Origin of the sequence: Pseudaestuariivita atlantica (assembly GCF_001205715.1) — a bacterium.
Classification (GTDB): domain Bacteria; phylum Pseudomonadota; class Alphaproteobacteria; order Rhodobacterales; family Rhodobacteraceae; genus Pseudaestuariivita; species Pseudaestuariivita atlantica.
In genome coordinates, this window is record NZ_AQQZ01000007.1 from 109,147 (window position 1) to 135,584 (window position 26,438).

The following is a 26,438-nucleotide window of genomic DNA, read 5'->3' on the forward strand; positions in this document are numbered from 1 at the left end:
TCATCCCCCCACGAAGCGGTAGGCGTCGCCGTCCCGTTCGACCCGGCCCATCCCGCCTTGGGGCAGGTGGAAGCCCACCAGCGGCATCTGTTCCGAGGCCAGCCGGTCCAGAAGCATCTGGCGGACAGCGATGGCGCTTTGCTTGTCGTGGTCGGCGCCGCTTTCCCAATGCGGCTTGCGGAACGCGGCGTGGTGGTTGCCGATGGCGTCGCCGACGACCAGCGCCGCGTCCGATCCGCCGCGCAGCTCGAACGCCATGTGGCCGGGCGTGTGGCCATGGGTTGCCACCGCCGCGATCCCCGGCAGGACCTCGTCCCCGTCATCGAAGAACTCGACACTGTCCTCGATCGCTTCCATGCGGCGCTTGGCGCCCACCGCGAAAGCCGCGCGCGCCTCGCCGATAGTGTCCACCGTTTCGGGGTTCCACCAGTAGTCCCACTCGGCCCGGCCCATCAGGCAGGTCGCCTCGTAGAACAGCGGCTCGTCGAAATCGTCCAGCAGGCCCCAGATGTGATCGGGGTGGGCATGGGTGAACAGGACATGGGTCACGTCCTCGGGCGCGACACCCGCGGCGTCGAGGCTGTCGACGATCTTCCCGGCGCTTGGCATGAAATCGGGACCCGAGCCCACGTCGAAAAGGACGGTGTGCGTCCCGTCGCGGTAAAGCGCGAGGTTGCATTCCGGCGTGACGCGGTCGCGCGACAGGCCGAATTCCTGCAGCAGGGCAGGCAGTTCATCCTGTGGCATCGTGTCGAACACGAACCCGCCGGGCAGGACGAGGTTGCCATCGCTGACGGTCGTCAGCGTCGCCTCGCCGATGGTCATTTCCGCCAGCGCAAGGCGGGGCAGGGCACCGGCCAGCGGCGCCGCCGCGGCACCGGCCATGAATGTACGGCGGGAAAGGGTCATCGGGCCATCCTGTCAAATTCGTTTATGCGAATATGAATGTATAAATGCGCCGAGGCAAGGCCTAGTGACAGGTTGGTGCCGGCAGGAAGTGCCTGCGACCTGAGGCGCGGATCGTCGTTTGCGACGGCGGCGGTGTCTTCAGCTGTCCGCGTCGAACGGAGCGCCGGGGAACTGGCGGACCGAGATGCCGGCATCTTCCAGCGCCGCGCGGGTCGCGCCCGCGATCCCGACCGCTTCGGGGGTGTCGCCGTGCAGGCAGACGGTGTCGATGCGGGTCGGGATGTGCTTGCCGCTTTCGCAGATGATGGCCCCGGCGCGGACCATGTCGACCACGCGCGCGGCGGCGCGGGAGGCGCCGTGGATCACCGCGCCGGGCTGGCTGCGGTCAACGAGCGTCGCGTCGTCGTTATAGGCCCGGTCGGCAAAGATCTCGGCCGCGGCGGCGCAGCGCAACTCCCGTGCCGCCGCTTCCTGCGCGGTGCCCGCGAGGACCATGACGATGATGTCGGGCGCGACCGACAGCGCGGCGCTGTAGCAGGTCAGCGCCATGGCCTTGTCCTCGGACGCCATGTTCGCCAGCGCGCCGTGCAGCTTCACGTGCCGGACATCGGCGCCGATGGACCGCGCCATGCCCTGCGCCGCCGCGACCTGGTAGCGGACGAGGTTACCAAGGCTTTCGCCGGGCAGGGACATGCGGTACCGCCCGAAGCCGTGCAGGTCGTTGAAGCCGGGATGCGCCCCGATCCCGACGCCCCGGTCCGAAGCGCCGCGCATCGTCGCGGCCATCACGTCCGGATCGCCTGCATGGAACCCGCAGGCGATGTTGGCGGAGGTCACGATCTCCAGCAGCCGGGCATCGTCGCCCATGACCCACGGGCCGAAACTTTCGCCCATGTCGGCGTTCAGGTCGACCGATCGCGTCATCGCTCACTCCTTTCAAGATCATCACCCGCCGTCACCCCGCTGACCAGCTGGTAAGACAGCAGATCGGCGATGGTGGCCGGATCACGGATGAGGGGCGTGAGCCGTTTGCGCAAGGATTTCCTTGCATCGCGCGCCCGCGCCTCGATGGCCACCGCCTCCTCCAGCGAGACGAAGGAGAACCGCAACGTCTCGCCCGCCCGCGCCTGCACGACCTTCGGCAGGTCGGCGGGCAGGACCGATCCGATCCTCGGATACCCGCCGATCGTCTGGCATTCGTTCAGCAGCACGAAAGGCGTGCCGTCCCCGGTGATCTGGATGTCGCCGGGCACGATGACCTCGGACAGGACGCTCAGCCCCGCCTCGCTTTCGAAGCCCGGTCCATCGGGGTCGAGCCGCACGCCCATGCGGTTGCCCCGCGCGTCGCGCCGGAATGTCGTCGCCTCGAACCGCGCGCGTTCACCCGCCGCGAACAGGTCGGTCTGAAGGCTCGCCACGATGCGGACGGTCCCGCCGCCGAACCGGTCATCCGCGGCCACCGCCATGCCGGTCCGCGATCCGGTGTCTGGCCTGATCTCCAGCCGGTCCGCGGCCTTCAGGGGCGCGCCGAGCCCCGCCGACAGGTGCGTGCCGCAGCCGCCCAGCCTCCGGGGCAGGGCAACCCCGCCACCCAGGTGCAGGTAGCCGTAATTGCCCGTCCCGGCCGCCCCGATGGACAGGCGCGCGCCGGCTTCGAGGCGGTGGCAGGCGTTCCACGCGATGCGGGTGCCGTCCACGCTGGCGCGCATGGGCGCGCCTGTCAGGGCGATGCGCGTCGCCTCGGTGACCTCGAACTCGCCCCCGATCCCCGCCATTTCCAGCACGGCCAAGGCGTCGGACTGGCCCAGCAGGGCGGCGCCTTCGGCCAGCGCCAGCCGGTCGGCAGCGCCCCCGCGCGACAGGCCGTAGGCGAGGTATCCCGGCCGCCCCGGATCCTGCACGGTCACCCCCGGCCCGGCGCGATGCACGATCAGCGCGCGGGTCATGCGATGTCTTCGCAGGTTGCGCCGCCATTCGCGTCATCCCGGACGCGGTCAAGCTCTTCGGGGCTGACCGGATCGAAGAGCACCTCGTCGCCCGGCCGCAACAGGAACGGCTCGGGCGCATCGGGGCGGAACAGCCTCAGCGCGGTCTGCCCCACGTGGCGCCAGCCGGTGGGCGTGTCGACCGGGAAGAGCACAAGCTGGCGGATCGCAACGCACAACCCGCCCGCGGGGACCCGCGCGGTAAGCTCGGTCTGGCGCGGGATGTCCCATGCGGGCGGCAATTCGCCAAGATAGGGCATGCCCGGCGCGAAGCCGATGGTCTGCACGCGAACCTGCGTTTCCGCGATCGAGGCGATGGCGTCCCGTTCGCTCAACCCCGCGACGCTGGCAGCCTCGGCCAGTTGCGGGGCGGCGTCGCCGCCGAACACGGTGGGCACCCGCCACAGCCTGCGCCCGCTCGGCAGGCCAACCGCGAACCAGTCGTGCTGCTGCACCAGCGTTTCCAGCGTCGCGCGCATGGCCGCGTGGTCCCTTTGCAGGGGGTCGAAGCGGACGTAGGCGGAGACGAGCGAGGTCGAGCTTTCCTCGACCGCGTCGATCCCGGCATGGTCGATGGCATCGCGGAAGGCCAGCGCGGCCCGGTTCGCCGGTTCGCTCAGTCGCGTGCCGAAGGTGACGACGAACCCGTCATACCCGGCATGCCTGATCTGCGGCCATGTCATGTCATCGAGGTCGGGCAAGGCGTGCTCCCTAGGACACCACCGGCAGCGTCCGGACCGTGTAGGACAGGCCAAGGCTGCGGCCGCTTGCGGGATCGGTCAGGCTCATCCTGTAGGCTCCGGCCGGACGCACGCCGCCAATCGCGCCAAGGGTGCCGCAGAACATGGCCTGGTTGTCGGAGAGGCCAGCCGCGCGGGCAAGCTCTGCGAGCGGGCGGATGCCCGCAAGCGTTCCCTGCTGGTAGGTCGTCCAGCGCCCGTCCTCCTCGATCGCGCAGGTCAGGACGAGGTCGTCGAGCCGTGCTTCGACCTCTTCAAAGCGCCACAGGGTCTCGCCTACGGGCTTGGGGCAGGCCTGTTTCGAGGCGGCGACCGACACGGCCTCCAGCTCGCGATCCGTGTGGTCGGACCCGATCCCGAGATACAGCGCGCCCCCAAGCCTGACGAGAACCGGTTCGACCTCGCCCGAGGTGGCAGTGCCCAGAACCTCGATCCCGGAGGATTGCACCAGCAGCGAACTGGACACGCGATAGTAAAGCGGCACCTCGCTGGGCGGGGCGACGCCCAGTGCCGCCAACTCGTCAACGTGGTGCCTGACGGCCGCCGGGTCGCGCCCCGTCCAGCCCGCGATCACGAGCGAGGTGATCCGGGCGGGGATCTCTGTCTCGTCCACGACGAACCGCATGGCGCGTCACCCTCCAAGAACCGAAGGCAGGTACAGCGCGATGGCCGGGAAGGCGATCAGCAGCCCCGCCATGACCAGCATCGCCACCACGTAGGGGATGCTGCCCAGCATGACCTCGCTCATCTTGCCGGACTTCCGGGCGCCCTGCACCACGTAAAGGTTCAGCCCCACAGGCGGCGTGATCAGCGCCATCTCGATCAGGACGATCATCAGGATGCCGAACCAGATCGGGTCATAGCCCTGCGCCACGACCAGCGGCACGATGATCGGGATCGTGACCACCATCAGCGACAGCGTCTCGATGAAGAAGCCGAGCACGATGTAGATCAGCACCACCACGAGGATCGTGCCCAGCGGCGACAGGCCGAGGCTGTTGAGGAATTGCTCAAGCTCCCGCCCCAACCCGGCGGAGGCGAGGGTGAAGTTCAGGAACGAGGCGGCGATCACCACCAGCATGATCATCGACGTGATCTTGACCGTGCCGAGGATGCTGTCGGTGAACATCTGAACGCTGATGCCACCGAAGAAGGCCGCGATCAGCACCGCGCCCGCGACGCCGACGGCGGCGGCCTCGGTCGGCGTGGCCCAGCCCTTGTAGATCGTGCCGATGATGATGGTGAAAAGCAGCACGATCGGGATCAGCTGCAAGAGCGCGCGCAGCATCTCGGGGAAGGGGAAGACGCGCCGCGTGCCGCCCAGTGACGGGCGCACCATGCAGATCAGCATCGTGATGACCATGAACCCGACCGCCAGCGCGAGGCCGGGGACAAGACCGGCAAGAAACAGGCGCGGGATCGAGGTTTGCGTCAGGAAGCCGTAGACGATCAGGTTGATCGACGGCGGGATCATGATCCCCAGCGTGCCGCCCGCCGCGATGGCGCCGGAAAAGAGCTTGGGATCATACCCCAGCTTTTCCGCCTGCGGCATGGCCACCGTGGCGACGGTGGCGGCGGTGGCGACCGAAGACCCCGACGTGGCCGAGAACATCGTCGCCGTGGCGACATTGGCATGCACCAGCCCGCCCGGCAGCCAGCTGACCCAGCGGTCAAGCGCGGCATAGGTGCGTGTGGCGATGCCCGACCGGACAAGGATCTCGCCCAGCAGCACGAAGAAGGGGATCGCGATCAGTGTCGCGTTGTTCGAGGTCGACCAGACCTGGTTGCCCAGCCCCCGGATCAGCGGGAAGGGGCTGAAGAAGGCGTCGACGCCGAACCCCAGCAGGAACAGGACCACGCCGACCGGAATCGACAGCGACAGAAGACCGAGGAGGCCGATGGACAGGTAACCGATCATTTCAGGGCTTCCTCGCCTTCGCCGAAGCAGCCGATGGCGGCCTCGGATTGCTCGAACCGGCCCTTCACCACCAGCAGAACGGCGGCGATCAGCGTCAGCCACGACACGACCGCGAACCAGATCCAGCCCGCGAACCACGGCGTCTGGACCCAGGCCAGCGGCGTTTCCAGCGGCGTGTTCGCGCGGGACGAATTGGCCAGCGACCGCGCCAGCACCGGCCAGCACTTCACGGCGATCAGTGTCACCGTCGCGGCCACGACGGTCATCGAGAACAGGTCGAACACCGCGCGCCCAAGCTGTCCCGTGCGCGACCGCAGGATGTCGATGCGGACGTGGCCAAGCTCCAGCAGGGTGAAGGACATCCCCCACGAGGTCGCGATGGCCATGACATAGCCGGAAATCTCGTCGGTGCCGCCGAAGGACGACCCGAGGCGGCGCAATATGATGTCCAGAAGGACGACGCCGGCGCAGACCAGCAGGACGATCCCCGTCAGGATCGCGATCCGCCGGTTCAGGCTGCGCAGCTTATCAAGGACTACCAGTTCCATCCGCCCTCCGGGGCCTGTCATCGTTGGTGGAATGGCGGGATGGGTGCGACAGAGGCACCCATCCCGACCGGTCAGTTGGCGATGGTCACGCCGACCGTGGCGCCGACGCTGGCGTTCCAGCGCTCGGCCCAGTCGCCGCCGGCACGTTCGGCCCAGTCGGGCAGGACCTGTCCGACAAGCACCTCGCGCGCCTTGGCGAAATCGGCGTCCGACACCTCGACCAGCGTCATGCCGCGGGCCTCACCCGCCGGGCAGTCGCCGTTGCCGGTCAGGCAGGCGATGTCGTTCACCAATGCGTCCTGCGCCGAGGCCCATGCGGGGCCTTCGAAGTTGGTCGCGATCTGGTCGGTGATCAGCGCCTGCGTCTCGGCGTCAAGGCTGTTCCACTTGTCCATGTTGATCGCGGTCACGACGCTGTCCCAGCCGCCAAGCGGGATCGGCAGCAGGTGCGTCGACACTTCCCACCAGCCCGCCGAGTAACCCGATCCGGCACCCGTCACGGCGCAATCGACGACGCCTTTCTGCAGCGCGCCGGGCACCTCCGAGAAGCCGACATTCACGCCCTCGGCGCCAAGCGCTTCGAGAAACTTCGCCGTCATCCGGCCCGAGGCGCGGATCTTCTTGCCGGCGAGGTCGTCCAGCCCCGAAATCTCGGCGTTGCAGAACACGACCTGCGGCGGATAGGGCGCGATGGCCAGCACGCGGCTGTTGAACCGGTCGCGGTAGATGTCGGACACCATCGGGCGGGCCGCGTCGACCATGGCGCGCGCCTCGTCCGCGGTCAGCGCCAGCAGCGGCACGTCGAGCCCTTCCAGCTCGGGCGCATCGGCCACCGCGTAATCGGCCACCGTCATCGCGACGTCGTAGACGCCGTCACCCAGCAGGCGGAACACGTCGCCGACGCCAAGGTTCATCTGGTTGTGCGTGGTCAGGCTGACCTCGATATCGCCACCCGAGGCAGCGGGCAGCGTCTCGCTCCAGAAGGGTGCCTCGTACTGCTTGTGCAGCGGCAGGCCGGACCAGCTGCCGACGACCGAAAGGGTTTCGGCCAGCGCGGGTGTCGCGAGCGCCGTGGTGAGGGCAAGACATGTTGCGATGCGTTTCATTTGGATCTCCCTGTTGGAAACGTGATTATCTCAGGTGAAGGTCAGAACGGGTATTTCCGCGTCTTCGGCGACGTCGGTGATCAGCATGTGACCGGGTTTGTGCGTGATGCAGAGCGGCAAACGCGCGGCCTCCAGCGCCACTTGCGGGGTGACGCCACAGGCCCAGAACACTGGCACCTCGCCGGGATGGACAGGGGCGGGATCGCCCCATTCGGGGTTCGCGACATCGGCAATGCCGATCTTCGCCGGATCGCCCCAGTAGACCGGCGCGCCGTGGGCCAGCGGGAAACGGCGCGAGATCTCGACGACCGCATCGACCCGGTCTTCAGGCACCGCGCGCATCGACACCACCATCTTGCCCCGGAAGGGCCCCGCGGGAACCGTGTCGATGTTCGACCGGAACATCGGAACCGTGGTGTCGTTCTCGATATGCCAGACCGGAATGCCCGCCCGCAGGATCGCGTGTTCGAAGGTGAACGAGCATCCCAGCGCGAAGGCGACCAGGTCATCCTGCCAGATGTCGCGGATGTCATGCGCCGACCCGGCCAGCTTGCCGTCGCGATAGATGTTGTAGGCGGGCACGTCCGTCCGGATGTCGATATCCCGGCCCATCGTCGCCATCATCGGGTTGCCCGTATCGCTCACCCCGGTCAGGGGGCAGGGCTTGGGATTGCGCTGGCAGAAGCGCATGAAGTCGAGCGCATAGGCCTCGGGCATGATGGCGAGGTTGGCCTGCAGGTATCCCTGGCCAAGCCCGGCGGTGTGGGAGCAATACTCCCCCGCGCGGATCGCGGCGCGCTGCTCTGGCAGCGTGCGGGATTTCAGCTGTTGGTAAGTGGCGCTCACACGTATCCCCCGATGCTGCGCCGAGCGTCACGCTTTCAACCTATAAAATCAAATTCAATATATTTTTATGTATCGATCACGGATTTCTATCATTTACGTATGCCGTCGCAACCTCCAGCGCGACCTTGGCCGCGGTCTCGATCAGGTGGCTCTTGGGTTCGCCAAGGTAGGAGGCGGTGAACTGCAGCGGCGCGGGCACCCAGCCGGGATCGAACTCGATGATGCGCCCGCTGGCGATGTATTCGCGGCCCAGCGCGCGGGGCAGGACCGCCACGCCAAGATCGGCCTCGACCAGCCGGAAACAGGCCGACAGGGACGAGGACGGAAAGAGCGGCACATCCGGTCCGACACGTTCAAACAGCATCTCCTTCAACTCGCGAAAGGGCCGGGTATTGCGGGCATAGGTCAGGACCGGGCGCTTTGAATCCAGCGTTTCAAGGTCATCGCTGCGCGAGCACGCGGCGTACCATGCGAGGTCAAAGCCGGGCAGTTCGATATTGTTGACCCGGTGTTCCGAGACCGGGCCCAGAAGGATCGCCAGATCGATCTCCCGGTTCATCAGGCCCTCGCGCAGATGCACCGAGATATCGACGTTGAACTCGATCTCCAGCCGGGGATAAAGCAGGTGCAGGCGCGACACGAGGTCGGGCAGCCAGCATTGCGCGATGGTTTCGGACACGCCAAGGCGCAATCGCCCCTCGACGCCCTCGGGGTCGACCACGTCGCGCTCCACCAGCTCGGTCAGGTGCTCGAACTTCTCGGCATGTGCCAGCAGCAACTCGCCCCGCTTCGTCAGGCGCATGCCCCCCGCGCGCCTCTCGAACAGGGCGCATCCCAGCGACTCCTCGAGGTTCTTGATCCGCGCCGTGGCCGCCGGCTGCGTCAGGTTGAGCACACCCGCCGCCCTGCGCACGCCCCCGTGCCGGACCACGGCGAGGAACGTGCGCAATTGTTCGATATTGATCCGTGTCATCCCGGATTAGTCGCATGCCGACGGAGGATAGGACAGGGCAAAGCGGGTTTGGCGTGGTGCCACGGGTGAGCATGTGCAAGCGCTGGCTGCCACGCCAGGCCGGGTGTCCCACACCACCGCACGCCGGTTCGGTTTCGATTGTTCACCCCTGCCGATCGATGGTGGCAACTGCCAGCTTCATGCGGTCCGCCACGTATGCAAAGCCGGTAACCCACCGCATGTCTGGCTGCTGGAAGGGGTGCGAAACATCGTGTCTGGTTCCGCCGCGAAACCGTCCGGACGGACGTCGAACCTGAAATGCGTGCGATCACTCCGACGTGCAGCACAACCCAGGACGAGAACCACGGGCCAGCGGGCCGGGCGTCCGGCCCACCGTCGCCTCCGTTCGCCTTGCGGACAATTCCCGAGCCATGACACGGTCAGGCAAGAGTTTTTCACGCGCTATCCCGGCCGCGAACGCGCCGACGGACGGCTCACCTCCGCCAGAATCCGGTCCATCATCAGGCCGCATTGCGAGAGTTGAGACAACGCAAGAGACTCGTCCGGTTGATGGCCATCGGTCGCCATGTCACCGGGGCCGATGATACATGTGTTCAGACCCATAGCCGCGAAGTATCCGGCTTCCGTACCGAAAGCGACCTTGGTCGTGTCCCTGCCAGCAGCCAGTTCGATGGCCGTTTCCAACGTTTCCTGATCTTGATCGGCCCCCAGGCCCGGATAGGCCCCGGTTTCACTGATCGAAACGTCAGCGCCTTCGCTGGCCGCCAGCGACGACGCAATGGCACGAATGTCGGACAGTATCTCGGCACCGGCCGACGGGGTTACCGAGCGGACTTCCATGTCGATCGTGGTCTCGTCCGCCACGATGTTGACCGCACGTCCGCCGTTGATCTTGCCGACATGTATCGTGCTGTAAGGAATCTCGAAATCTGGGTCTGCCGGGCCCTTGGCAACGCGGTCCTGCAAGTCTTTCATTTCCAGAATGAAACGCGCGGCGACTTGAATGGCATTCACGAAATTTGGCGCGAGCGCGCTGTGCCCCGCCTGACCGCCGAACCGCACCCGCAGGGCTGTCTTTCCCTTATGCCCGACAGCAACCCGCATCGAGGTCGGCTCTCCGACGATAACGAGCCTTGGATGACCCAGAAGAGGGGCAAGCGTTGGCAACATTTCCTTGATGCCGACACAGCCCACTTCTTCGTCATAGGACAGCACGATGCCGAGCGGCGCGGACAATCGCGAGGGGTCAACACGCTCTGCAAGTGCGAGCGCGCTTGCCACGAAACCCTTCATGTCGGTCGTGCCGCGCCCGAAGACATGCGTTTCGCTGCGCGTCATTTGGAAGGGGTGACTTGTCCAGTCCTGGCCGTCGGTCGGCACGACATCGGTATGCCCGGACAGACAGATGCCTCCGCCTGCCTTGGGCCCGATGCGCGCGAACAGTCCGGCTTTCCTGCCACAGGCCGACGGAATCCGGGTCACCCCGAACCCCGCATTCTGCAACATGGTCTGTGTCCAGTCGACAAGATCCAGATTGCTTTCGCTGCTTACCGTGGGAAAGGCTATCAGCCTTTCGAGGATATCAAGCGTTCGGGTCACTTCGTTTCCATGCGTCCAGTTGGGTCACTTCGCGCCTGAATGGCAGCGCATCGCCGATGTCTTCGCCATCCAGTTCGCGCGCATACCTGTGTCCGGCATAGGTCGCCCATGCAATCGGACCGGGGGCATTGGCATCTCCGATCAGGGTTACCGACCTGATGCCTGCATCCAACCACGCGTCCTCGCGAGACTTGAGATCGCCAAAAACGGCGTTGTTTTCCTGTCTCGAGGTGACAAGCAGCACCGCGTCGCAGGGCATGGGTTGGCGTCGGTCCGTGAAGACGCAGTTTGTCTCTACGTGATCCGCGCCAATGGCCGTCACGCCGCGGTTCAACTCGATGCGCACCCCCATCTCGGCCAACCTGCGGTGGATTTCATGTTGCTCCAACGTGTTGACGGTCCATTCGCTGACGGCGGCGGCGGGCGTGACAAGGGTGGCCGTGCATCCGCTTTGGACGAGTAGCTCGGCCAGAACACCGCCCATGTAATAGTGATCATCGTCATAGATCACGACATGACCGGCTGGTATCCGGCCCGCCATCAAGTCATCAGGTGTAAATATCGGAAGGGCGTCATTGGTCGGAAACGGCACCACATGCTGGCGCGCGACCCCGTCACGCCGCCATGTCGCGCCGGTCGCAAGGCAGACATGGTCGAACCCGAATTCAAGGATGCTATTGGCGTCCAGCATCGAGTCGAAGTAGATCTCGACATTGGCCTTTTGTCGCAACTGGTAGTCCCGGTAATCGGCGACGCGCCCCCAGGCGCTGAGCCCCGGCAGCGTGCGCTCTCGGGCGACACGGCCGCCCAGCACCCGGCCGGCCTCGGCGAGGGCGACGTCATAGCCGCGGTTGGCCAGGGCAAGGCTTGCTTCCAACCCCGCCGGGCCCGCACCGACCACCAGCACGTTCGAGCTGTTTCCCTTGGCGTTCATGCGCTCCGGGTGCCAGCCCTTGCGCCATTCCTCCATGAAGGTCGGGTTCTGGGTGCAGCGGCTGATGGACATGGTCATGTCGCCGGTGATGCAGATGTTGCAGCCGATGCACTCTCGGATATCTTCGATCCGGCCTTCTTCGATTTTCTTCGGCAGGAACGGATCCGCGATAGAAGGACGCGCACAGCCGATCAGGTCAAGCGTGCCGCTCTTGATCATGCGCGCCATGACATCGGGGCTGGTGAAGCGCCCGACGCCCACGATCGGACGGTCCGTCAAGTCGCGGATGCCTCGAACCAGAGCCTCCTGCGCGGCTTCTTCCTTGAACCGGGACGGGCCGCTGCAATCCTCCCACGTGCCGTGGGCCAGATCCCAAAGATCGGGCAGATTGCGGTTCATCTCCACGAAGTCGCGGACCTCGGCGTTGGAAAATCCAAGATCGCCGATGGTCTCATCAAGCGAGACCCGCATGGTCAGCCCCATCGCATCGCCGACCGCATCGCGGATATCGGCCACGACTTCCTGCGCGAACCGGGCGCGGTTTTCGAGGCTGCCGCCATATTCGTCGGTGCGGTGGTTGGTCACGCGGCTGAGAAAGTGTTGGAAAATGCCAAAGCCGTGGGCGCCGTACAGGCAAATCAGATCGAACCCGGCTTCCCTCGACCGCTTCGCCGCGTTCACGAACCAGCGGCGCAGATCGCGTATGTCCGACTTGTCCAGGGCGCGCGCCTGCAGGGGGTCATTGGTGAAGGTGCGGATGGGTTGTGCGGACACGGCCAGCGGCACTTCGCGGGTATAAAGGTTTGGACCGTTCACACCGGAATAGGCCAGCTGGATGCCCGCAAGGGCCCCGTGTTCCTTCATCGTCTCGGACATCCGGCGCAGCATGGGGATGTCCTTGTCCTCCCACAAACGCAACTCGATGAACGGCGTGATTTCAGAGGTATGGTGGATCTCGCACTGCTCGGTAAAGATCACGCCCCAGCCGCCCTCGGCTTTAGATCCTCGCATGGCCGCAGCGGCCGACGGATCGCGATAGCCGCCTCCGTTGCAATGCGGCACCTGGTAAAAGCGGTTCTTCGCGGTGAGCGGCCCGATCTGAACCGGCTCGAACAAGATGTCGTAGCGAGGGTCGCGCAAAACGGGTCTCCGGTCAGATCGTGTAGCTTGTGTGGGTCGGTCTATGCATCACCCGGCACACCATAAGACGGCGCCTCGCGCGGATCGAGCGCGCGCTGCACATAGGCGTCGAGCTGCGGTTTGTAGACCTCCCAGGCAGTGGCCACGGCCTCGATCGGGCAATCTTCCGTCCAGTCACAGCGCAAATCGGCGACGGGCCACGGCACCGCGTCGCAAAGCTGCATCCCCGCCGAATGCACGGGCCCCGCTTCACCGCCCGCGGCGAGCCCGGCCCGAAGCGCCGTGATCAGGCGGTCGCCGAGATGTCCGGCGCTGTCTTCGAAAGCCGAGACGATGACGCTTGGCACGTTTTCGTTCGCCAGCAAGTTCCCCGCCGACACGACATCAACTCCGGCGGCTTCGGTCCAGATTCCCAAGGCATTGGGGCCGGAATGGATCGCGGTCTGCCCGAGGCGGTCAATCGCCAGCACCTGACGATACTCGATGAACGCGCCCTGGTCGCGCACACCGGTGATCGCCTCGTGCGCCGACATGCCGCCCTGCATCAGGTCCAGCGCGAACGGCCCGAGCCGTGGGTCGGTGATGTTCTGGCTGGCCACCGCACCGACCCCGGCGCGGGTATAGGCACATCGGGCGGCAACCGCGGGCGACGACGACGAAATCGCAACCCCGAACATGCCCGTCTCGGCGCAGCGCGCGACCAGTGAAAAGGTCATCGTCCGTAGCCTTCGGGGATCACGGCGGTGCCGTCGATTTCGACCAGCCACTCCGGGCGGGCCAGGGCCTGTACGACCAGCCCGGTCGAAACGGGATGCACACCTTTGATATATTCGCCCATGGTGCGATAGACCGCTTCGCGGTGGCGCACATCGGTGATGTAGACGACGACCTTGACAAGATGCGCCATCTCGCCGCCGGCCTCCTCGATCAACTGCTTGATGTTCTGCATGACCTTGTGTGTCTGCTCGACCGGGTCATGGCTTTCGATGTTCTTCGCATCATCGAGGTTCTGCGGGCATTGCCCGCGCAACCATACTGTCTTGCCACCCGTCGTAACCACGGCCTGACAGAGATCATTGTCGAGGTTCTGCTCGGGATAGGTTGCAGCGGTGTTGAACTTGCGAAGGCGGGTATGGGCCATGCGGTCTCCGTCTGTTGGCTAAGGCCGGTAGAGTTCATAGGCGCGGCGGATGGCGATTTGGTCGGCCACGAATTTTGCATCATGCCAAACGCCCCAAAGAAAGGTCGAGCCGCGCCGTGATTGCCAGGGCAGGCCGAGGAAATAGACATCCGGCTCGGTCGAGATGCCGCGCTGGTGGATCGGGGCGCCGTCGCCGTCAAAGGCATCGAATTTCATCCAGTCGTAATCGCGCCGGTATCCCGTTGCCCAGATGATCGTGCTCACCTCTTCAGCGCCAAGGTCCAGGGTGAGGATCGGATCGCTCAGGCAGGACGGATCGGGTAGCATCACATGCGCATCCGGTTCTTCCGGCAGGTCCAGCCCCATGCGGTGCACGTAACGGTCTGCGGCCTGCAGCATACCGAGGTAACTGGCGTCGCCATTGGCCATGTTGGTTTGCAGGTCGTCGGCAAAGTGCATGACGCCATCCGAATATGCCCGTGTCATGCCCACAAGGTTCACGCCTTCTTGGGCCAAACGGCGAAAATCCATGGTCTGCCCGCCATAGGCTCCGCTTACGGCGATGGTCACGTGTTCGGTCCCCGGTTCCATGGCCGCAAGGTCCCACAACCCCAGGACGCCAAGCCACCACACGAAATCGCGGCCGCGATACCGGCGGGGCGGGCGGTCATGCGGACCGACGGACAGAAACACCCGCCGTCCGGCCCGGTTCAACTCATCGGCGATCTGCGCTCCGGACGAGCCGCTTCCCACGACAAGGATCGAACCGGGCGCCAGTGTCCGAGGATTGCGGTAGGCATAAGAGTGCATCTGCGTGCACCCGGCGTCGTCGGGCACGATTCCGGGAATGACCGGGTGCTGAAAGGCCCCGGTCGCCGCAACAATGCGTTGCGCGCGTACCGGCTCCTTGCTTGTCTCAACCAGAAACCCCGCCTCTCCCTCCGTGCGCGAGGCCCCAAGCACCTCGACTCCCGTCCTGATCGGCGCTTGGTGCTGCTTGGCGTATTGTTCGAGATACGCAACCACGCGGTCCTTGCCGACAAAGGCATCCGGCGCATCTCCCTCGAACTCGAGATCGGGAAAACGATCGTGCCAGACCGGCCCGTTGGTGACCAGGTCGTCCCACCTGCCGCTGCGCCAGGCTTCGGCGATGCGGTCTTTCTCCAAAATCAGATGCGGCACCCGATGCTCCGTCAGATGACGGCTGACTGCGATCCCTGCCTGACCGGCTCCGACGACCAAGGTATCGATTGTCTCCACGCGCTGGCTTCCTGACATGGCGGGCACCGGGCCTTTCGCTGGCACGCTAGCCCTTTCCGGTATTCCGAAAAAGGTGAATGCTCGGTCAATGGCAACTTTGAACAGGCAAACATGAAATCCGGTGCGGGATCGCGTCCCCCTAAGGGGTGACAAGACTTTGCGGTCCGACAACCGTTAGCCTGACCACGACCAACAGGACGCGTTCATGTCGCAAGTCGCCGAAATCGCTGTGGATGTGCAAAATGCCGTCAAACGCTATGGCGACTTCACCGCGCTCAAAAGCATCTCGCTTGGTGTCTACCACAACGAATTTTTCACGCTGCTTGGCCCGTCCGGTTGCGGCAAGACAACGCTTCTTCGCATGATCGCCGGTTTCGAAGACGTCACCGAAGGCGCGATCTTTCTGTTCGGCACGGAAATCGATGCGCTGCCGCCGAACAAGCGGCCAGTGAACACGGTGTTCCAGAACTACGCGCTGTTCCCGCACATGACCGTTCTGGAAAACGCGAGTTTCGGGCTTGAGATGCTGGGAAAATCCAGGGCCGAAGCAAAGGCGCGCGCCGGTGAAATGCTGGAACTTGTGCAACTGTCGCAATTCGCCAGCCGCAAGCCGGCCCAGTTGTCGGGTGGCCAACAGCAACGCGTGGCCCTTGCCCGCGCCCTGGCCCCGTCTCCCAAGGTTCTGTTGCTGGACGAGCCTTTGTCGGCGCTTGATCTCAAGCTGCGAAAGGCCATGCAGATCGAGCTGAAGCACATTCAGCGCGAGACCGGCATCACCTTCATCTTCGTCACCCACGACCAGGAAGAAGCCTTGACGATGTCCGACCGGATCGCGGTCATGTCGGCCGGGGAGTTGCAGCAGCTTGGCGCACCGCGCGAGATCTACGAGCACCCGCAGAACCGGTTCGTCGCCGATTTCATCGGCGAAACGAACCTGATCGAGGTCACGATCAGCGAGGTTGCGGACGGTCGAGCCAAGTGCCGGATCGGCGGCGGACACGTGATCGAATGCGATGCCCCCGGACAGGCGTCGGGTTCGGCCTGTCTTTCGGTGCGGCCCGAACGCATGGTTTTGTCCGCAGGCAACGCCTCGGGAATCGCGGTACCGGCACGGGTCGTCGAGAACATCTTTGTCGGTACCGATATCGCGACTTGGCTCAAGGTGGATGGCGGCCCCGAAATCTCGGTGCGCATCTCGAACTCGGCGCGCAGCACGATCTTCGAACCCGGCGCGAATGTGTTCGTCAACTTCGAGGCAGGTGCCGCGCGCCTGCTCATGGACTGATGGCGGGGGGCGGGGTGCAGAAGGGGCGCGGCCCGGTTTCTGAAACCTACGCTCCCGTGCGTTATCCGCTTCTTGTTCCGGCATGGGCCGTTTTGCTTGTCTTTGTCGCGGCGCCGGTGGCGATGATGCTGGTCTATTCCTTCCTGACCAAGGAATTTCGCGGCGGTGTGATATGGGAATTCTCGCTTGCCGCTTATGACCAGTTCTTCTTTGATCGCGGGCTGTTCGGCGACGAGCCTCCCAGGATCGAATGGACCTACATCACCATCTTCTGGCGCTCGATCTGGCAGGCCGGGCTGGCGACGCTGCTGTCGCTTTTGATCGGGTTTCCGACAGCCTATTTCATCGCCACCCGACCGAAAGACACCCGCGCGATCTGGGTGTTCCTCATCACCATTCCCTATTGGGTCAACCTGCTGATCCGGACGGTGTCCATGCGGTTTCTTCTGCGCGAGCAGGGCCCCTTGAATGACACGCTGCTTGCGCTGGGTGTGCTGGACGAACCCTTGCGGCTGATCAACACCAATCTCGCGGTGCAGCTTGGCCTTTTTTACAGCTACCTGCCGTTCATGGTCCTGCCGATCTACGCGGCCGTCGAGAGGTACAACTTCACCTATTCCGAAGCCGCGGCCGATCTGTACGCCACGAAGTGGGCCACGCTGCGCCGCGTGGTGTTGCCAGCCGTGAAACCGGGTGTGATTGCCGGGTGCATTCTGGTCTTTGTCCCAAGCCTTGGCGCGTTTCTTGCGCCGGACCTTCTGGGGGGCGCCAAGAACTTCATGATCGGTTCGCTGATCGAAGAGCAATTCAAGGGCAACGCCGGCAACTGGCCCTTCGGTGCCGCGGCTTCGATGATCCTGCTGACACTCGTCCTCATCGCGCTTCTCGTTGCGACCAGCCTGCAACGCCGGGCGGAGGGGCCAAGATGAAGCCCGCCACCAATGTCCGGGCCTATCGCGGCTTCTTCGGCATCACGCTGCTGTGCCTGTTCATCCTGTACGCGCCGCTGGTGGTGGTGACGGTGTATTCCTTCAACGATTCCCGTTCGATCACCGTCTGGGAAGGCATGTCGCTGCGCTGGTATGCGGATGTGTTCGTCGGCCCCGAAAGCGGCAAATTCAAGGAGGCGGCGTTCAATTCCTTCACCATCGCGCTGGTCGCCGCAACGGTTGCCACCGCCATAGCCGTCACATCGGCCACGGCAATCGTCCGGGCCGGACGGTTTCGTCTGCGCATGCCTTCACTCGGGTTGATCACGCTGCCGATCATGGTGCCCGAAATCGTGCTGGCCGTGGCGACGCTGATCTTCTTCAACTCGATCGGGATTTCGCGTGGCTACCTGACGATCCTCATCGCCCATATCGCGTTCTGCATCCCCTTCGCCTATCTGCCCGTCCAGGCGCGGATGCAGGGTCTGGAAGACACCTTCGAACAGGCGGCGATGGATCTTTATGCGACACGCTTTCAGGCGTTTCGGCGCGTCCTGCTGCCCTTGATGATCCCCGGCATCATCTCGGGCTTCCTGCTGGCCTTCATCGTCAGCCTCGACGACTTCATCATCACCAATTTCGTCAAAGGTGCCGGGGTCGAAACCCTGCCGACGGCGATTTTCGGATCGGTGAAACAGGGCATCAAGCCCAACATCATGGCCATTTCCACGATGCTTCTTGGCGTGTCGGTGATCATGGTCGCAATTTCCTACTTCGCAGCGAAGTGGGACAACACGAAGTGAAAAGACCAACAGGAGAGAAAGACATGAAATTCCTCACGACAACAGCCATCACGCTGGCGATGACGGTCGGTGCGGCGCAAGCCGAAGGCGAATTGGTTCTGTATCACTGGTTCGAATACATCCCGCAGGAACTGCTGGACAAATTCACGGCTGAAACCGGCATCAACGTCACCATGGATACCTATGACAGCAACGAAGCCATGCTTGCCTCGCTCAAGGCGGGAGCCTTGGGCACCTATGACGTGGCTGTGCCGGGCGATTACATGGTCGAAATCATGATCGGCGAAGGGATGCTCGACACGATTGGCGACGGCGAACTTGCGAACAAGGGCAATATCGCGCCGCAATGGGCAAATCCCAGCTTCGATCCCGGCTGGAAACACTCGATTCCGTATCAATGGGGGTCGACCTCGTTCTCGGTGGATACCGACACGTATTCCGGCGACATCAACACGACCGATATCCTGTTCAACCCGCCGGAAGAGCTGAAGGGCAAGATCAACATGCTCGACAGTCAGGGTGAGGTGCTGGCGATGGCGTCGCTGCACCTTGGCATTCCGCAATGCTCGACCGATCGCGAGCAACTGAAGGCTTTGAACAACATGCTTCAGGCCGCCAAGGAAAACTGGGCGTCGTTCAACTCGGATACCGCCAAAGAGGTGCTGGTGTCAGGCGATGCCGCCGCCGGCATGATCTATGACGGCTTCTCGGCCAAGGCACGCGAAGAGAAAGCCTCGATCACCTATGCCTTCCCGACGCAGGGCTATGTCGTATGGATGGACAACGTCGTTCTGCTCAAGGACGCGCCGAACCGCGACAGCGCGATCAAGTTCATGGATTTCCTGCTGGAACCCGAAAACATCGCCGCGGTGTCGAACTTTGCCCGGTATGGCAACGGGCTGTCGGGCACGGCGGAATTCCTCGACCCGGCCCTCGCCACGTTGCCGGAGGCCAATCCGCAGCCGGGCGCCGGCGCGGGTGCGTTCATTCAGGTTTGCGATGAAGCCACCCAAGCGGTCTATGATCAGATCTGGACCAATCTGAAAAAGTAAGCGCAACAGCCCGGCACTCCCTTGGATGCCGGGCCCGCTTTATGACAGGCCATTCCCTTGGAAACGATCTTTAGCGAAACCCACAAACGCCGAAATGCCAGGTCAGAGCTTTACGGCGGCGAACTCGTGGAACCGTTCGAGCGCCCATCGCGCGCCGAGTATATCGTTGAGCGTGTGCGCTCGGTGCGGCTTGGACCAGTCAACCCGCCGGACGATTTCGGGATGCAGCCGATCCTCGCGGTGCATGACGCTGATTTCGTGGCCTTTCTGCAGTCCGTCTGGACTGAATGGCAGGCGGCCGGGTTCAAGGGTGAGGCCATTCCGTCGGTTTGGCCCGCGCGGCGCACCTCGACGCATATCCCGAAGCATATCGATGGCCTTCTGGGCTATTATGCGCTGGCAAGCGAAACCTCGATCTCGGACGGCACGTGGGATGCGGCCTACGCGTCAGCGCAGGTCGCATTGACCGGGGCAGAGCGTCTGCGTCAGGGCGCCAGAAGCGTCTTTTCACTGTGCCGGCCGCCAGGTCATCACGCCGCACTGGATATGTATGGCGGTTACTGTTTTCTCAACAATGCCGCCATCGCGGCACAGCACCTGCTGGACAACGGGGCAGAGCGCGTCGCCATCCTCGACGTTGATTTCCATCACGGGAACGGGACACAGGATATCTTCTATGAACGCGAAGACGTCTTGTTCCTGTCGCTCCACGGGGACCCGATGGATGCATTCCCGTATTACCTGGGCCACGCCGATGAAACCGGAAAGGGCGCGGGCGAAGGGTTCAACGTGAACTACCCGCTGCCGCCCGGCACCGATTTCGTCACCTGGCGCAAAAGCCTGCAGGACGCGATTGAAAAGGTTGCCGCCTATGGGCCAGAGGTTTTGATCATCTCGCTTGGTGTCGACACGTTCGAAACCGACCCCATCAGTTTCTTCAAGTTGAAAAGCGCGGATTTCATCACCTATGGGGCGGACATCGCTGCTTTGAAACTGCCGGCATTGTTCGTGATGGAGGGCGGATACGACATCGCCGAGATCGGTGTGAACGCGGTAAACGTACTGGAAGGCTTTGAAAACGGCGGTTGAAACTGTCATTCTGACCTCCGTGACCAATGCCGAGCTTTCCCCTGCTGATACCCAAGCCCTGACATCGGCAATCGAAGCCGTCGGCCAACGCACTTTCCCACGCGCGCTTTCTTTGTTGTGCATGGGTGTCAGCAACGCCCAGGCCGCGCATCTGTCGGCGTTTTTTAGAAACGACAAGCCGATGGAGATTTATTCCACCCGAACCGACCCCGACGTGATCGAGGCACTCGGGACATACTTTGACGTCGCCTTCGTGCTTGATCCCTTTTACGAACTGTTTCTGCGCGACCCGTGCGATCGCGTCGACAGTCTGCACGCCATAGCGCCGGATGATTTCCTGATGTCCGAGTATTACGAAAAGTTCTTTCTTGAACTTTCGCTTTCGGACGAATGTGGCGTGATGCTTCCCATCTCATCCGAGGCGGCGCTTTTCCTGTCCCTGGGAGTGTACGATGATCGCGCGATGTCGGTTGCACGCCTGCGCGCGCTATTGCCGGTCGTTGGTGCGCTTGCACGGCGCCACTGGACGGTGCTGACCCCGGAAAGCCCCGATGGGTCCGGGCGACTTGCGGCACATCTGGACGAGTCTTTTGCGGCCTTCGGAAACTCGGTTTTGTCTCCGCGCGAGGCCGAGATCACGCGCATGATCCTGAAGGGTCATTCCACCAAGGCCATTGCGCTGATGTTCAAGAACAGCCCCGAAACCGTCAAGGCGCACAGGCGCCGGATCTATGGCAAACTGGGGCTGTCCGCGCAGGGCGCGCTTTTGCCACTTTTCCTTGATGCCTTGCGTGCGATGCCGCCCGGTGCCAAGGGAGATCCCCTGAAATACCTGTTCACCCAATAAGCCGGGATACTCCGGTGCGGGGCGCGTCGTCACCCGAAAGGGGGAGAGGTAAAGCCCCTTCGCCTGAGGTAGGCTGGAACCAGCCACAGCTTGGAGCCATGCCATGAACGCCGAAGCCAATTCTGCCTGGGCCAAAGACAAGGCCCACGTGTTGCACCCGTATACCGATTTCGCCAGCTTTCACGACGAAGGCAGCCAGGTCATCACCGGTGCAGACGGCATGCATGTGACTGACACCGATGGTCGAAAATTCATCGACGCGATCGCCGGACTTTGGTGCGTGAACATTGGCCATGGTCGCCGCGAGATGGCCGAGGCCATCGCCGACCAGGTCATGAAGATGCAGTATTACAATCCGTTCGGACACTCGACGAATGAACCGGCGGCGGAACTCGGGGCGTGGCTGGCCAATCATGCTCCGGGCAGCCTGAACCACGTGTATTACACCTGCGGCGGTTCAACTGCCAATGACGCAGCTATCCGCCTCGTGCACTACTATTTCACGATGCGCGGCGATCACCGGAAGAAGAAGATCATCTCGCGCAACAACGCATATCACGGAGCCACCTACGTGGCCGCCGAGTTGACGGGCATCCACGGAACCAAGAACAGCTTTGACAAGGTTGGCGAGAACTTCATCCACCACGTTTCTGCCGCGGATATGTTCGCCAAGCCCGAAGGCATGAGTGAACAGGCCTATTGCGACCATCTGGTGCAGGAGTTCGAGACCCGCATCGAGCAGCTGGGCCCCGACAACTGCGCGGCCTTCATCGCGGAACCTATCATGGGGGCGGGTGGCGTGCTTGTGGCGCCCCGCGGCTACCACCGGCGCATGTGGGAGGTCTGCAAACGCCACGGCATGCTTTATATCGCCGACGAGGTCGTGACCGCGTTCGGGCGGCTTGGCCACTGGTTTGCCTCGGAAGACGTGTTCGACCACCAGCCCGACATCCTCGTCTGCGCCAAGGGGATCACGTCCGGCTACATCCCGCTCGGAGCCACCCTGATCTCGGACGAAATCTACGACGTCATCAGCCGCCCGCAATGCGAAGGTGGTGTGTTCTCGATGGGCCTGACCTATTTCGGGCATCCGGTGGCCTGCCGTGCCGCCTTGGAAAATGTCGCGATCATCGAACGTGAGGGTCTGTTGTCGCACGTGCAAGAGATCAGCGACTATTTCCAGTCCAGCCTGAGGACCCTCGCAGAGGACCGGCACGTCGGCGATGTCCGCGGGATCGGTCTTATGGCGGCAATCGACCTGATGGAAGCACCGGAAGAGAAACGTCCGTTCGCGGCGTCTTTCAAAGCGTCGGATCGCGTTTTCAATGCCTGTCTTTCCCAGGGCAGCATCGTCCGCCCGGTCGGAGACCGTATCATCCTGTCCCCGCCGTTGATCATCGAAAAGGACCACGTGGACCAGTTGACCGGGCATCTGCGGAACGCCCTGACATACTTGCGCACGTGAACGAGCCCCCCGGTTTGGCCATGGCATTGCCAGCAAATCCGGATGCGTGCTGTGCGGCGCGCCAGTGCGCTGGTTTTTTGCCCTTGCAGCACATGACGCCGTCGCGCGAGTTTCGGGAGGTACCTCAGAGTAAAAAGAGACTAAAAACGACCAAAGCCTCAGCGATTTCCCGCTAAGGCTTTGTTGTTATTGGCTCCGGCGGTAGGGATCGAACCTACGACCAATTGATTAACAGTCAACTGCTCTACCGCTGAGCTACGCCGGAACCGTGGCAGGCGATATAGCAACAGGTCGGGAGGGCGTCCAGTGGGTTTTGACGGCAAAATGCAGGAAATCAGGCGCGGGTGAACGTGGCCTTGGCAGAGAGGTGCGGGGCAGGGCGGGCGTGGCCTCGTCCGCTCAGATCTATCAGGTGCGCCAACACGTTACGGGCGGCGGCGGGCATCAGTGCCGGGTTCACGTCGGTATAGATACGTTGCGCCAGCGCGTCGGCGGTGCCCGGCGCGGCATCAAGCGCGTCGAGGATTTGCGCCTCGCGGCCCAGCCGGTGCGCGACGAGCGCGTCGATGCGCGCGAGTGCATCCTCCACCGGGTCGCCATGGCCGGGCAACAGGCGGGTCACGCCGCGGGCCGCGCAGGCCGCGCGCAGATGCGCGCAGGACGCCATGAAATCCGTCAGGTCGCCATCGGGCGGAGAGACGAGCGAGGTCGCCCATCCCATCACGTGGTCTCCCGACAGCGCCACGCCATCGGCCAGGAAACACAGGTGATTGCCGATATGGCCGGGCGTGTGCAGCGCGGTGAGGCTCCATCCGTCGCCCGCGATCTCTTCGCCGTCGCCCACGCGCCGGTCGGGTTGGAAGGCATGGTCGATCCCTTCTCCGCCGCCTGCCAGCCCGCCGTCGAGCAACTCGCGCATCACCGGGCTCATCCCGTCGCGGGCGGATCCGAAGGCCAGAACCGGCGCGCCGTGCCGCGCGGCAAGCCGGGGCGCGAGCGGGGAGTGGTCGAGATGGGCGTGCGTGACCAGCACGTGGCTCACGCTTTGACCCGGAGCAAGCGCGGCCTCGATCGCGGCGAGGTGGGCCGCGTCATCGGGGCCTGGATCGATCACGGCGACGCCGCGCGTGCCGAGGAGGTAGGTGTTCGTCCCGCGCTCGGTCATGGGGGAGGGGTTGGGCGCGCGCAGGCGGCGCAGCGCCGGGGCGACCTCGATCACGCCATCAGACGGCATTTTGCGGTTCCCCCGTCCGCCTCGGGCGCATACGTTCGGGCGCATGTCCTTCGGTTGGCTCAAACGCTACGTTCCGCGCGGTCTGTACGGCCGTGCCGCGCTTATCCTGATCCTGCCGGTCCTGACGATTCAACTGGTCGTGTCCATCGTGTTCGTTCAACGCCATTTCGAAGGCGTCACGGTGCAGATGGTGGACTCGATCAGCCGCGAGCTCAACCTGTTCACGCACCGTATCGAGGCGGGCGCGGGGCCGGACGACGCGGCGCTTGCCGACCTGATGGACGAACTGGGTTACGACGCGACGTGGCCGGATGCGGACGGACCCGCGCGGGAGGACGAGCGGTTCTGGTACGACCTGACCGGGGGTGTGGTGACCCGCACACTGGTGGAAAACGTGCCCGCGCTTCAACAGGTGCGCCTGCCAACCGAGCGTGAGGTCATCGTCGTCTTGGGCGCCGGCGGGCGCGTGGTGGAACTGTCCTTTGACCGCAGCCGCGTGTCGGCCTCGAACCCGCACCAGTTGCTGGTCAACATGCTGGTTTTCGGCGTGCTCTTCACGATCATCGCGTATCTGTACCTGCGCAACCAGTTGCGCCCGATCACGCGACTGGCGCATGCCGCCAGCGCTTTCGGCAAGGGGCAGCGGGTGGATTACAAGCCGTCGGGCGCGATCGAGGTGCGGGAGGCGGGCACGGCATTCCTCGACATGCGCGCCCGGATCGAGCGGCAGATCGAACAGCGCACGCGCATGTTGTCGGGCGTCAGCCACGACCTGCGCACGCCGCTCACCCGGCTCAAGCTGGGTCTGTCGATGCAGGATGACGACGCCGAGGCCACGGCGATGCTGCGCGATGTCGAGGACATGCAGCGGCTGGTCGACGAGTTCCTGTCCTTCGCGCGCGGCGATGCCGCCAGCGGCGAGCCCGAAGAGATCGACCCCGTCGCCTTCGCGCAAGGCGTGGTCGAGGATGCCCGGCGCGGCGGGATCGACGTGACCCTCGGCCACGTCGACGACACCGCGCCGCTCGTCGCGCGGCCCCTGTCCCTGCGCCGCGCGCTCGACAACCTGATCGGCAACGCCGTGCGCTACGGCACACGCGCCGAGGTTTCGGTCGAGGTCGGGCCGGGCTCGATCTGTTTCCGGGTGGAGGATGACGGCCCCGGCATCCCGGAAGATGACCGCGAGGCGGCGATGCGTCCCTTCGTGCGGCTTGATCCCGCGCGCAACCAGGACATGGGGTCGGGCGTGGGGCTTGGCCTGACCATCGCGGCGGATATCGCGCGGGGCCACGGCGGCACGCTTGTGCTGGGTCACAGCGACCGGCTTGGCGGTCTCCGGGCGGATATCGTGCTGGCCCGCTGATCGGGCGGCCGGATAGCACGGCCGCGATTCCCGCGCGTGCCCTGATTTGCCCTCTCGATGCGTTGCCAACGCTTTGAAAATCCCCTGCCGCACCCGTTGGACGGGTTTTTTGCATACGATTGCAAAAATACCCTTGCCAAGCATCGCGGGCCTGTGTCTAGCTTGGCAACACGCCGCGGCCTGTGCGGTGCAAGGGGGGAGTCATGGCTGAAATCCAGCTGCGCAATCTGTCCAAGCGTTGGGGTTCCTTCGTTGGGGTCGACAATTTCGACCTGACGATCGCGGACCGCGAATTCCTCGTGCTCCTCGGCCCTTCGGGCTGCGGCAAGACCACCACGATGCGCATGATCGCGGGCCTCGAAGAGGTGACCGAGGGGGAGATCTGGATCGGCGACCGCAAGGTCAACGACCTCGAACCCAAGGACCGCGACGTGGCGATGGTGTTCCAAAGCTACGGCCTTTACCCGAACATGAATGTCTACGACAACATCCGCTTCCCGCTGAAAGTGCGGAAGGTCGACAAGTCGGAACATGATGCGCGGGTGATGAAAGCCGCGGAAATGGTTGAACTCACGGACTTTCTGCACCGCAAGCCCGCCGCGCTTTCGGGCGGCCAGCGGCAGCGCGTGGCGTTGGCGCGCGCCATCGTGCGGGAGCCGAATGTCTTCCTGATGGACGAGCCGCTGTCGAACCTCGACGCCAAGCTGCGGGTCTCGACGCGGGCGCAGATCAAGAACCTCAGCCACGAATTGCAGGTCACCACCGTCTACGTGACCCACGACCAGATCGAGGCGATGACGCTCGCCGACCGGGTCGTCGTGATGAACGCGGGCGTGGTCCAGCAGGTTGGCAGCCCGACCGAGATCTATGACAACCCGGCCAACACCTTCGTGGCAGGCTTCATCGGGTCGCCCGCGATGAACCTGATCGACGGCCACCTCGCCGGTGGCCGCTTCACCGCGCAGGGGACCGAGGTGACGGGGCTGAAAGGCCCCGACGGCCCGGTGACGCTGGGCTTCCGGGCCGAGGACGCGACCGTGTCGAACGACACCAGCGGCCAGATCACCGCGCCCGCCTACTCGATGGAACTGCTGGGCGACGCCACCATGGTCACCGTCCGCGTCGACGGCCAGCAGGTGAACGTGAAGGCAAGCAAGGAATACCGTGCCGAGATCGGCGATACCGTGTCCATCTCGGTCCCGCCGGAGATCTGCCACCTGTTCGACAGGCAAAGCGGCGCACGAATAGCGGTATAGGCCGCAAAGGGTTTCC

At 64.1% G+C, this 26,438-nt stretch carries 25 protein-coding genes and 1 tRNA gene; 9 read left to right on the plus strand and 17 right to left on the minus strand.

Annotated features, from left to right (window positions below; genetic code table 11):
• From ATO11_RS15265 to ATO11_RS15335, 15 genes are all read right to left on the minus strand, one after another.
• Positions 1-909 (minus strand): MBL fold metallo-hydrolase, encoded by a 909-nt coding sequence (locus ATO11_RS15265; protein ID WP_050531775.1) that lies wholly within the window; start codon positions 907-909, stop codon positions 1-3.
• A 138-nt stretch (positions 910-1,047) separates the two neighbouring features.
• Complete coding sequence (locus ATO11_RS15270) at positions 1,048-1,833, minus strand: LamB/YcsF family protein (protein WP_050531776.1); 786 nt, start codon at positions 1,831-1,833, stop codon at positions 1,048-1,050.
• Positions 1,830-2,855, minus strand: coding sequence for a 5-oxoprolinase subunit C family protein (locus ATO11_RS15275; RefSeq protein ID WP_050531777.1), 1,026 nt, complete (start codon positions 2,853-2,855; stop codon positions 1,830-1,832). Before ATO11_RS15275 ends, ATO11_RS15270 begins: the two co-directional genes overlap by 4 nt.
• Positions 2,852-3,577 carry a 5-oxoprolinase subunit B family protein gene (locus ATO11_RS15280; protein ID WP_050531889.1) on the minus strand — a complete coding sequence of 242 codons (726 nt, stop codon included), beginning with the start codon at positions 3,575-3,577 and terminating at the stop codon, positions 2,852-2,854. The genes ATO11_RS15275 and ATO11_RS15280 overlap by 4 nt, the downstream gene beginning before the upstream one ends.
• A gap of 28 nt (positions 3,578-3,605) precedes the next feature.
• Positions 3,606-4,259 carry a DUF2848 domain-containing protein gene (locus ATO11_RS15285; protein WP_050531778.1) on the minus strand — a complete coding sequence of 218 codons (654 nt, stop codon included), beginning with the start codon at positions 4,257-4,259 and terminating at the stop codon, positions 3,606-3,608.
• A 6-nt stretch (positions 4,260-4,265) separates the two neighbouring features.
• Positions 4,266-5,552 (minus strand): TRAP transporter large permease, encoded by a 1,287-nt coding sequence (locus ATO11_RS15290; protein WP_050531779.1) that lies wholly within the window; start codon positions 5,550-5,552, stop codon positions 4,266-4,268.
• The gene (locus ATO11_RS15295) at positions 5,549-6,100 is read right to left on the minus strand and encodes a TRAP transporter small permease subunit (protein ID WP_050531780.1); all 552 of its coding nucleotides are present in this window, start codon (positions 6,098-6,100) and stop codon (positions 5,549-5,551) included. The genes ATO11_RS15290 and ATO11_RS15295 overlap by 4 nt, the downstream gene beginning before the upstream one ends.
• A 71-nt stretch (positions 6,101-6,171) precedes the next feature.
• On the minus strand, positions 6,172-7,206 hold the full coding sequence (locus ATO11_RS15300) for a TRAP transporter substrate-binding protein (protein WP_050531781.1): 1,035 nt from the start codon (positions 7,204-7,206) through the stop codon (positions 6,172-6,174).
• Between the two features lie 30 nt (positions 7,207-7,236).
• Positions 7,237-8,052: a putative hydro-lyase gene (locus ATO11_RS15305; protein WP_050531782.1), complete on the minus strand. Its 816-nt coding sequence runs from the start codon at positions 8,050-8,052 to the stop codon at positions 7,237-7,239.
• A 76-nt stretch (positions 8,053-8,128) separates the two neighbouring features.
• Entirely contained in the window at positions 8,129-9,025 is an 897-nt protein-coding gene (locus ATO11_RS15310) for a LysR family transcriptional regulator (protein ID WP_050531783.1), read from the minus strand.
• 441 nt (positions 9,026-9,466) lie between these two features.
• Positions 9,467-10,624 (minus strand): acetylornithine deacetylase, encoded by a 1,158-nt coding sequence (argE, locus tag ATO11_RS15315; RefSeq protein ID WP_050531784.1) that lies wholly within the window; start codon positions 10,622-10,624, stop codon positions 9,467-9,469.
• The gene (locus tag ATO11_RS15320; protein WP_050531785.1) at positions 10,608-12,698 is read right to left on the minus strand and encodes an oxidoreductase; all 2,091 of its coding nucleotides are present in this window, start codon (positions 12,696-12,698) and stop codon (positions 10,608-10,610) included. The genes argE and ATO11_RS15320 overlap by 17 nt, the downstream gene beginning before the upstream one ends.
• Positions 12,699-12,739: 41 nt before the next feature.
• Positions 12,740-13,414, minus strand: a complete 675-nt coding sequence (locus tag ATO11_RS15325) for a DUF1028 domain-containing protein (protein WP_050531786.1) — start codon at positions 13,412-13,414, stop codon at positions 12,740-12,742.
• Positions 13,411-13,839: a RidA family protein gene (locus ATO11_RS15330; RefSeq protein WP_050531787.1), complete on the minus strand. Its 429-nt coding sequence runs from the start codon at positions 13,837-13,839 to the stop codon at positions 13,411-13,413. The genes ATO11_RS15325 and ATO11_RS15330 overlap by 4 nt, the downstream gene beginning before the upstream one ends.
• A gap of 18 nt (positions 13,840-13,857) precedes the next feature.
• Complete coding sequence (locus ATO11_RS15335) at positions 13,858-15,099, minus strand: flavin-containing monooxygenase (protein WP_242601436.1); 1,242 nt, start codon at positions 15,097-15,099, stop codon at positions 13,858-13,860.
• A 205-nt stretch (positions 15,100-15,304) separates the two neighbouring features.
• On the opposite strand from ATO11_RS15335, the gene ATO11_RS15340 reads away from it, so the two are divergent.
• The 7 genes from ATO11_RS15340 (at position 15,305) to ATO11_RS15370 (ending at position 22,569) form a co-directional block, all read left to right on the plus strand.
• Positions 15,305-16,384 (plus strand): ABC transporter ATP-binding protein, encoded by a 1,080-nt coding sequence (locus ATO11_RS15340; RefSeq protein WP_050531789.1) that lies wholly within the window; start codon positions 15,305-15,307, stop codon positions 16,382-16,384.
• Positions 16,384-17,313: an ABC transporter permease gene (locus tag ATO11_RS15345; protein ID WP_050531790.1), complete on the plus strand. Its 930-nt coding sequence runs from the start codon at positions 16,384-16,386 to the stop codon at positions 17,311-17,313. The genes ATO11_RS15340 and ATO11_RS15345 overlap by 1 nt, the downstream gene beginning before the upstream one ends.
• Positions 17,310-18,116: an ABC transporter permease gene (locus ATO11_RS15350; RefSeq protein ID WP_050531791.1), complete on the plus strand. Its 807-nt coding sequence runs from the start codon at positions 17,310-17,312 to the stop codon at positions 18,114-18,116. The genes ATO11_RS15345 and ATO11_RS15350 overlap by 4 nt, the downstream gene beginning before the upstream one ends.
• 23 nt (positions 18,117-18,139) lie before the next feature.
• Positions 18,140-19,168 carry an extracellular solute-binding protein gene (locus ATO11_RS15355; RefSeq protein ID WP_050531792.1) on the plus strand — a complete coding sequence of 343 codons (1,029 nt, stop codon included), beginning with the start codon at positions 18,140-18,142 and terminating at the stop codon, positions 19,166-19,168.
• A 57-nt stretch (positions 19,169-19,225) separates the two neighbouring features.
• On the plus strand, positions 19,226-20,257 hold the full coding sequence (locus ATO11_RS15360) for a histone deacetylase family protein (RefSeq protein ID WP_050531793.1): 1,032 nt from the start codon (positions 19,226-19,228) through the stop codon (positions 20,255-20,257).
• 19 nt (positions 20,258-20,276) lie between these two features.
• Positions 20,277-21,104 carry a helix-turn-helix transcriptional regulator gene (locus tag ATO11_RS15365; protein WP_134643138.1) on the plus strand — a complete coding sequence of 276 codons (828 nt, stop codon included), beginning with the start codon at positions 20,277-20,279 and terminating at the stop codon, positions 21,102-21,104.
• 103 nt (positions 21,105-21,207) lie between these two features.
• Entirely contained in the window at positions 21,208-22,569 is a 1,362-nt protein-coding gene (locus ATO11_RS15370; protein WP_050531795.1) for an aminotransferase, read from the plus strand.
• A 190-nt stretch (positions 22,570-22,759) separates the two neighbouring features.
• Here ATO11_RS15370 and ATO11_RS15375 read toward each other — a convergent pair.
• Together ATO11_RS15375 and ATO11_RS15380 are read right to left on the minus strand one after the other, a co-directional pair.
• A tRNA-Asn gene (locus ATO11_RS15375) sits at positions 22,760-22,834 on the minus strand.
• 69 nt (positions 22,835-22,903) lie between these two features.
• Positions 22,904-23,803, minus strand: a complete 900-nt coding sequence (locus tag ATO11_RS15380; protein ID WP_050531796.1) for an MBL fold metallo-hydrolase — start codon at positions 23,801-23,803, stop codon at positions 22,904-22,906.
• Positions 23,804-23,846: 43 nt separating this feature from the next.
• Here ATO11_RS15380 and ATO11_RS15385 point away from each other — a divergent pair, with 43 nt between their 5' ends.
• Positions 23,847-25,166, plus strand: a complete 1,320-nt coding sequence (locus ATO11_RS15385) for an ATP-binding protein (RefSeq protein WP_050531797.1) — start codon at positions 23,847-23,849, stop codon at positions 25,164-25,166.
• Positions 25,167-25,369: 203 nt separating this feature from the next.
• The gene (locus tag ATO11_RS15390; RefSeq protein ID WP_050531798.1) at positions 25,370-26,422 is read left to right on the plus strand and encodes an ABC transporter ATP-binding protein; all 1,053 of its coding nucleotides are present in this window, start codon (positions 25,370-25,372) and stop codon (positions 26,420-26,422) included.
• The last annotated feature ends 16 nt before the right edge of the window (positions 26,423-26,438 follow it).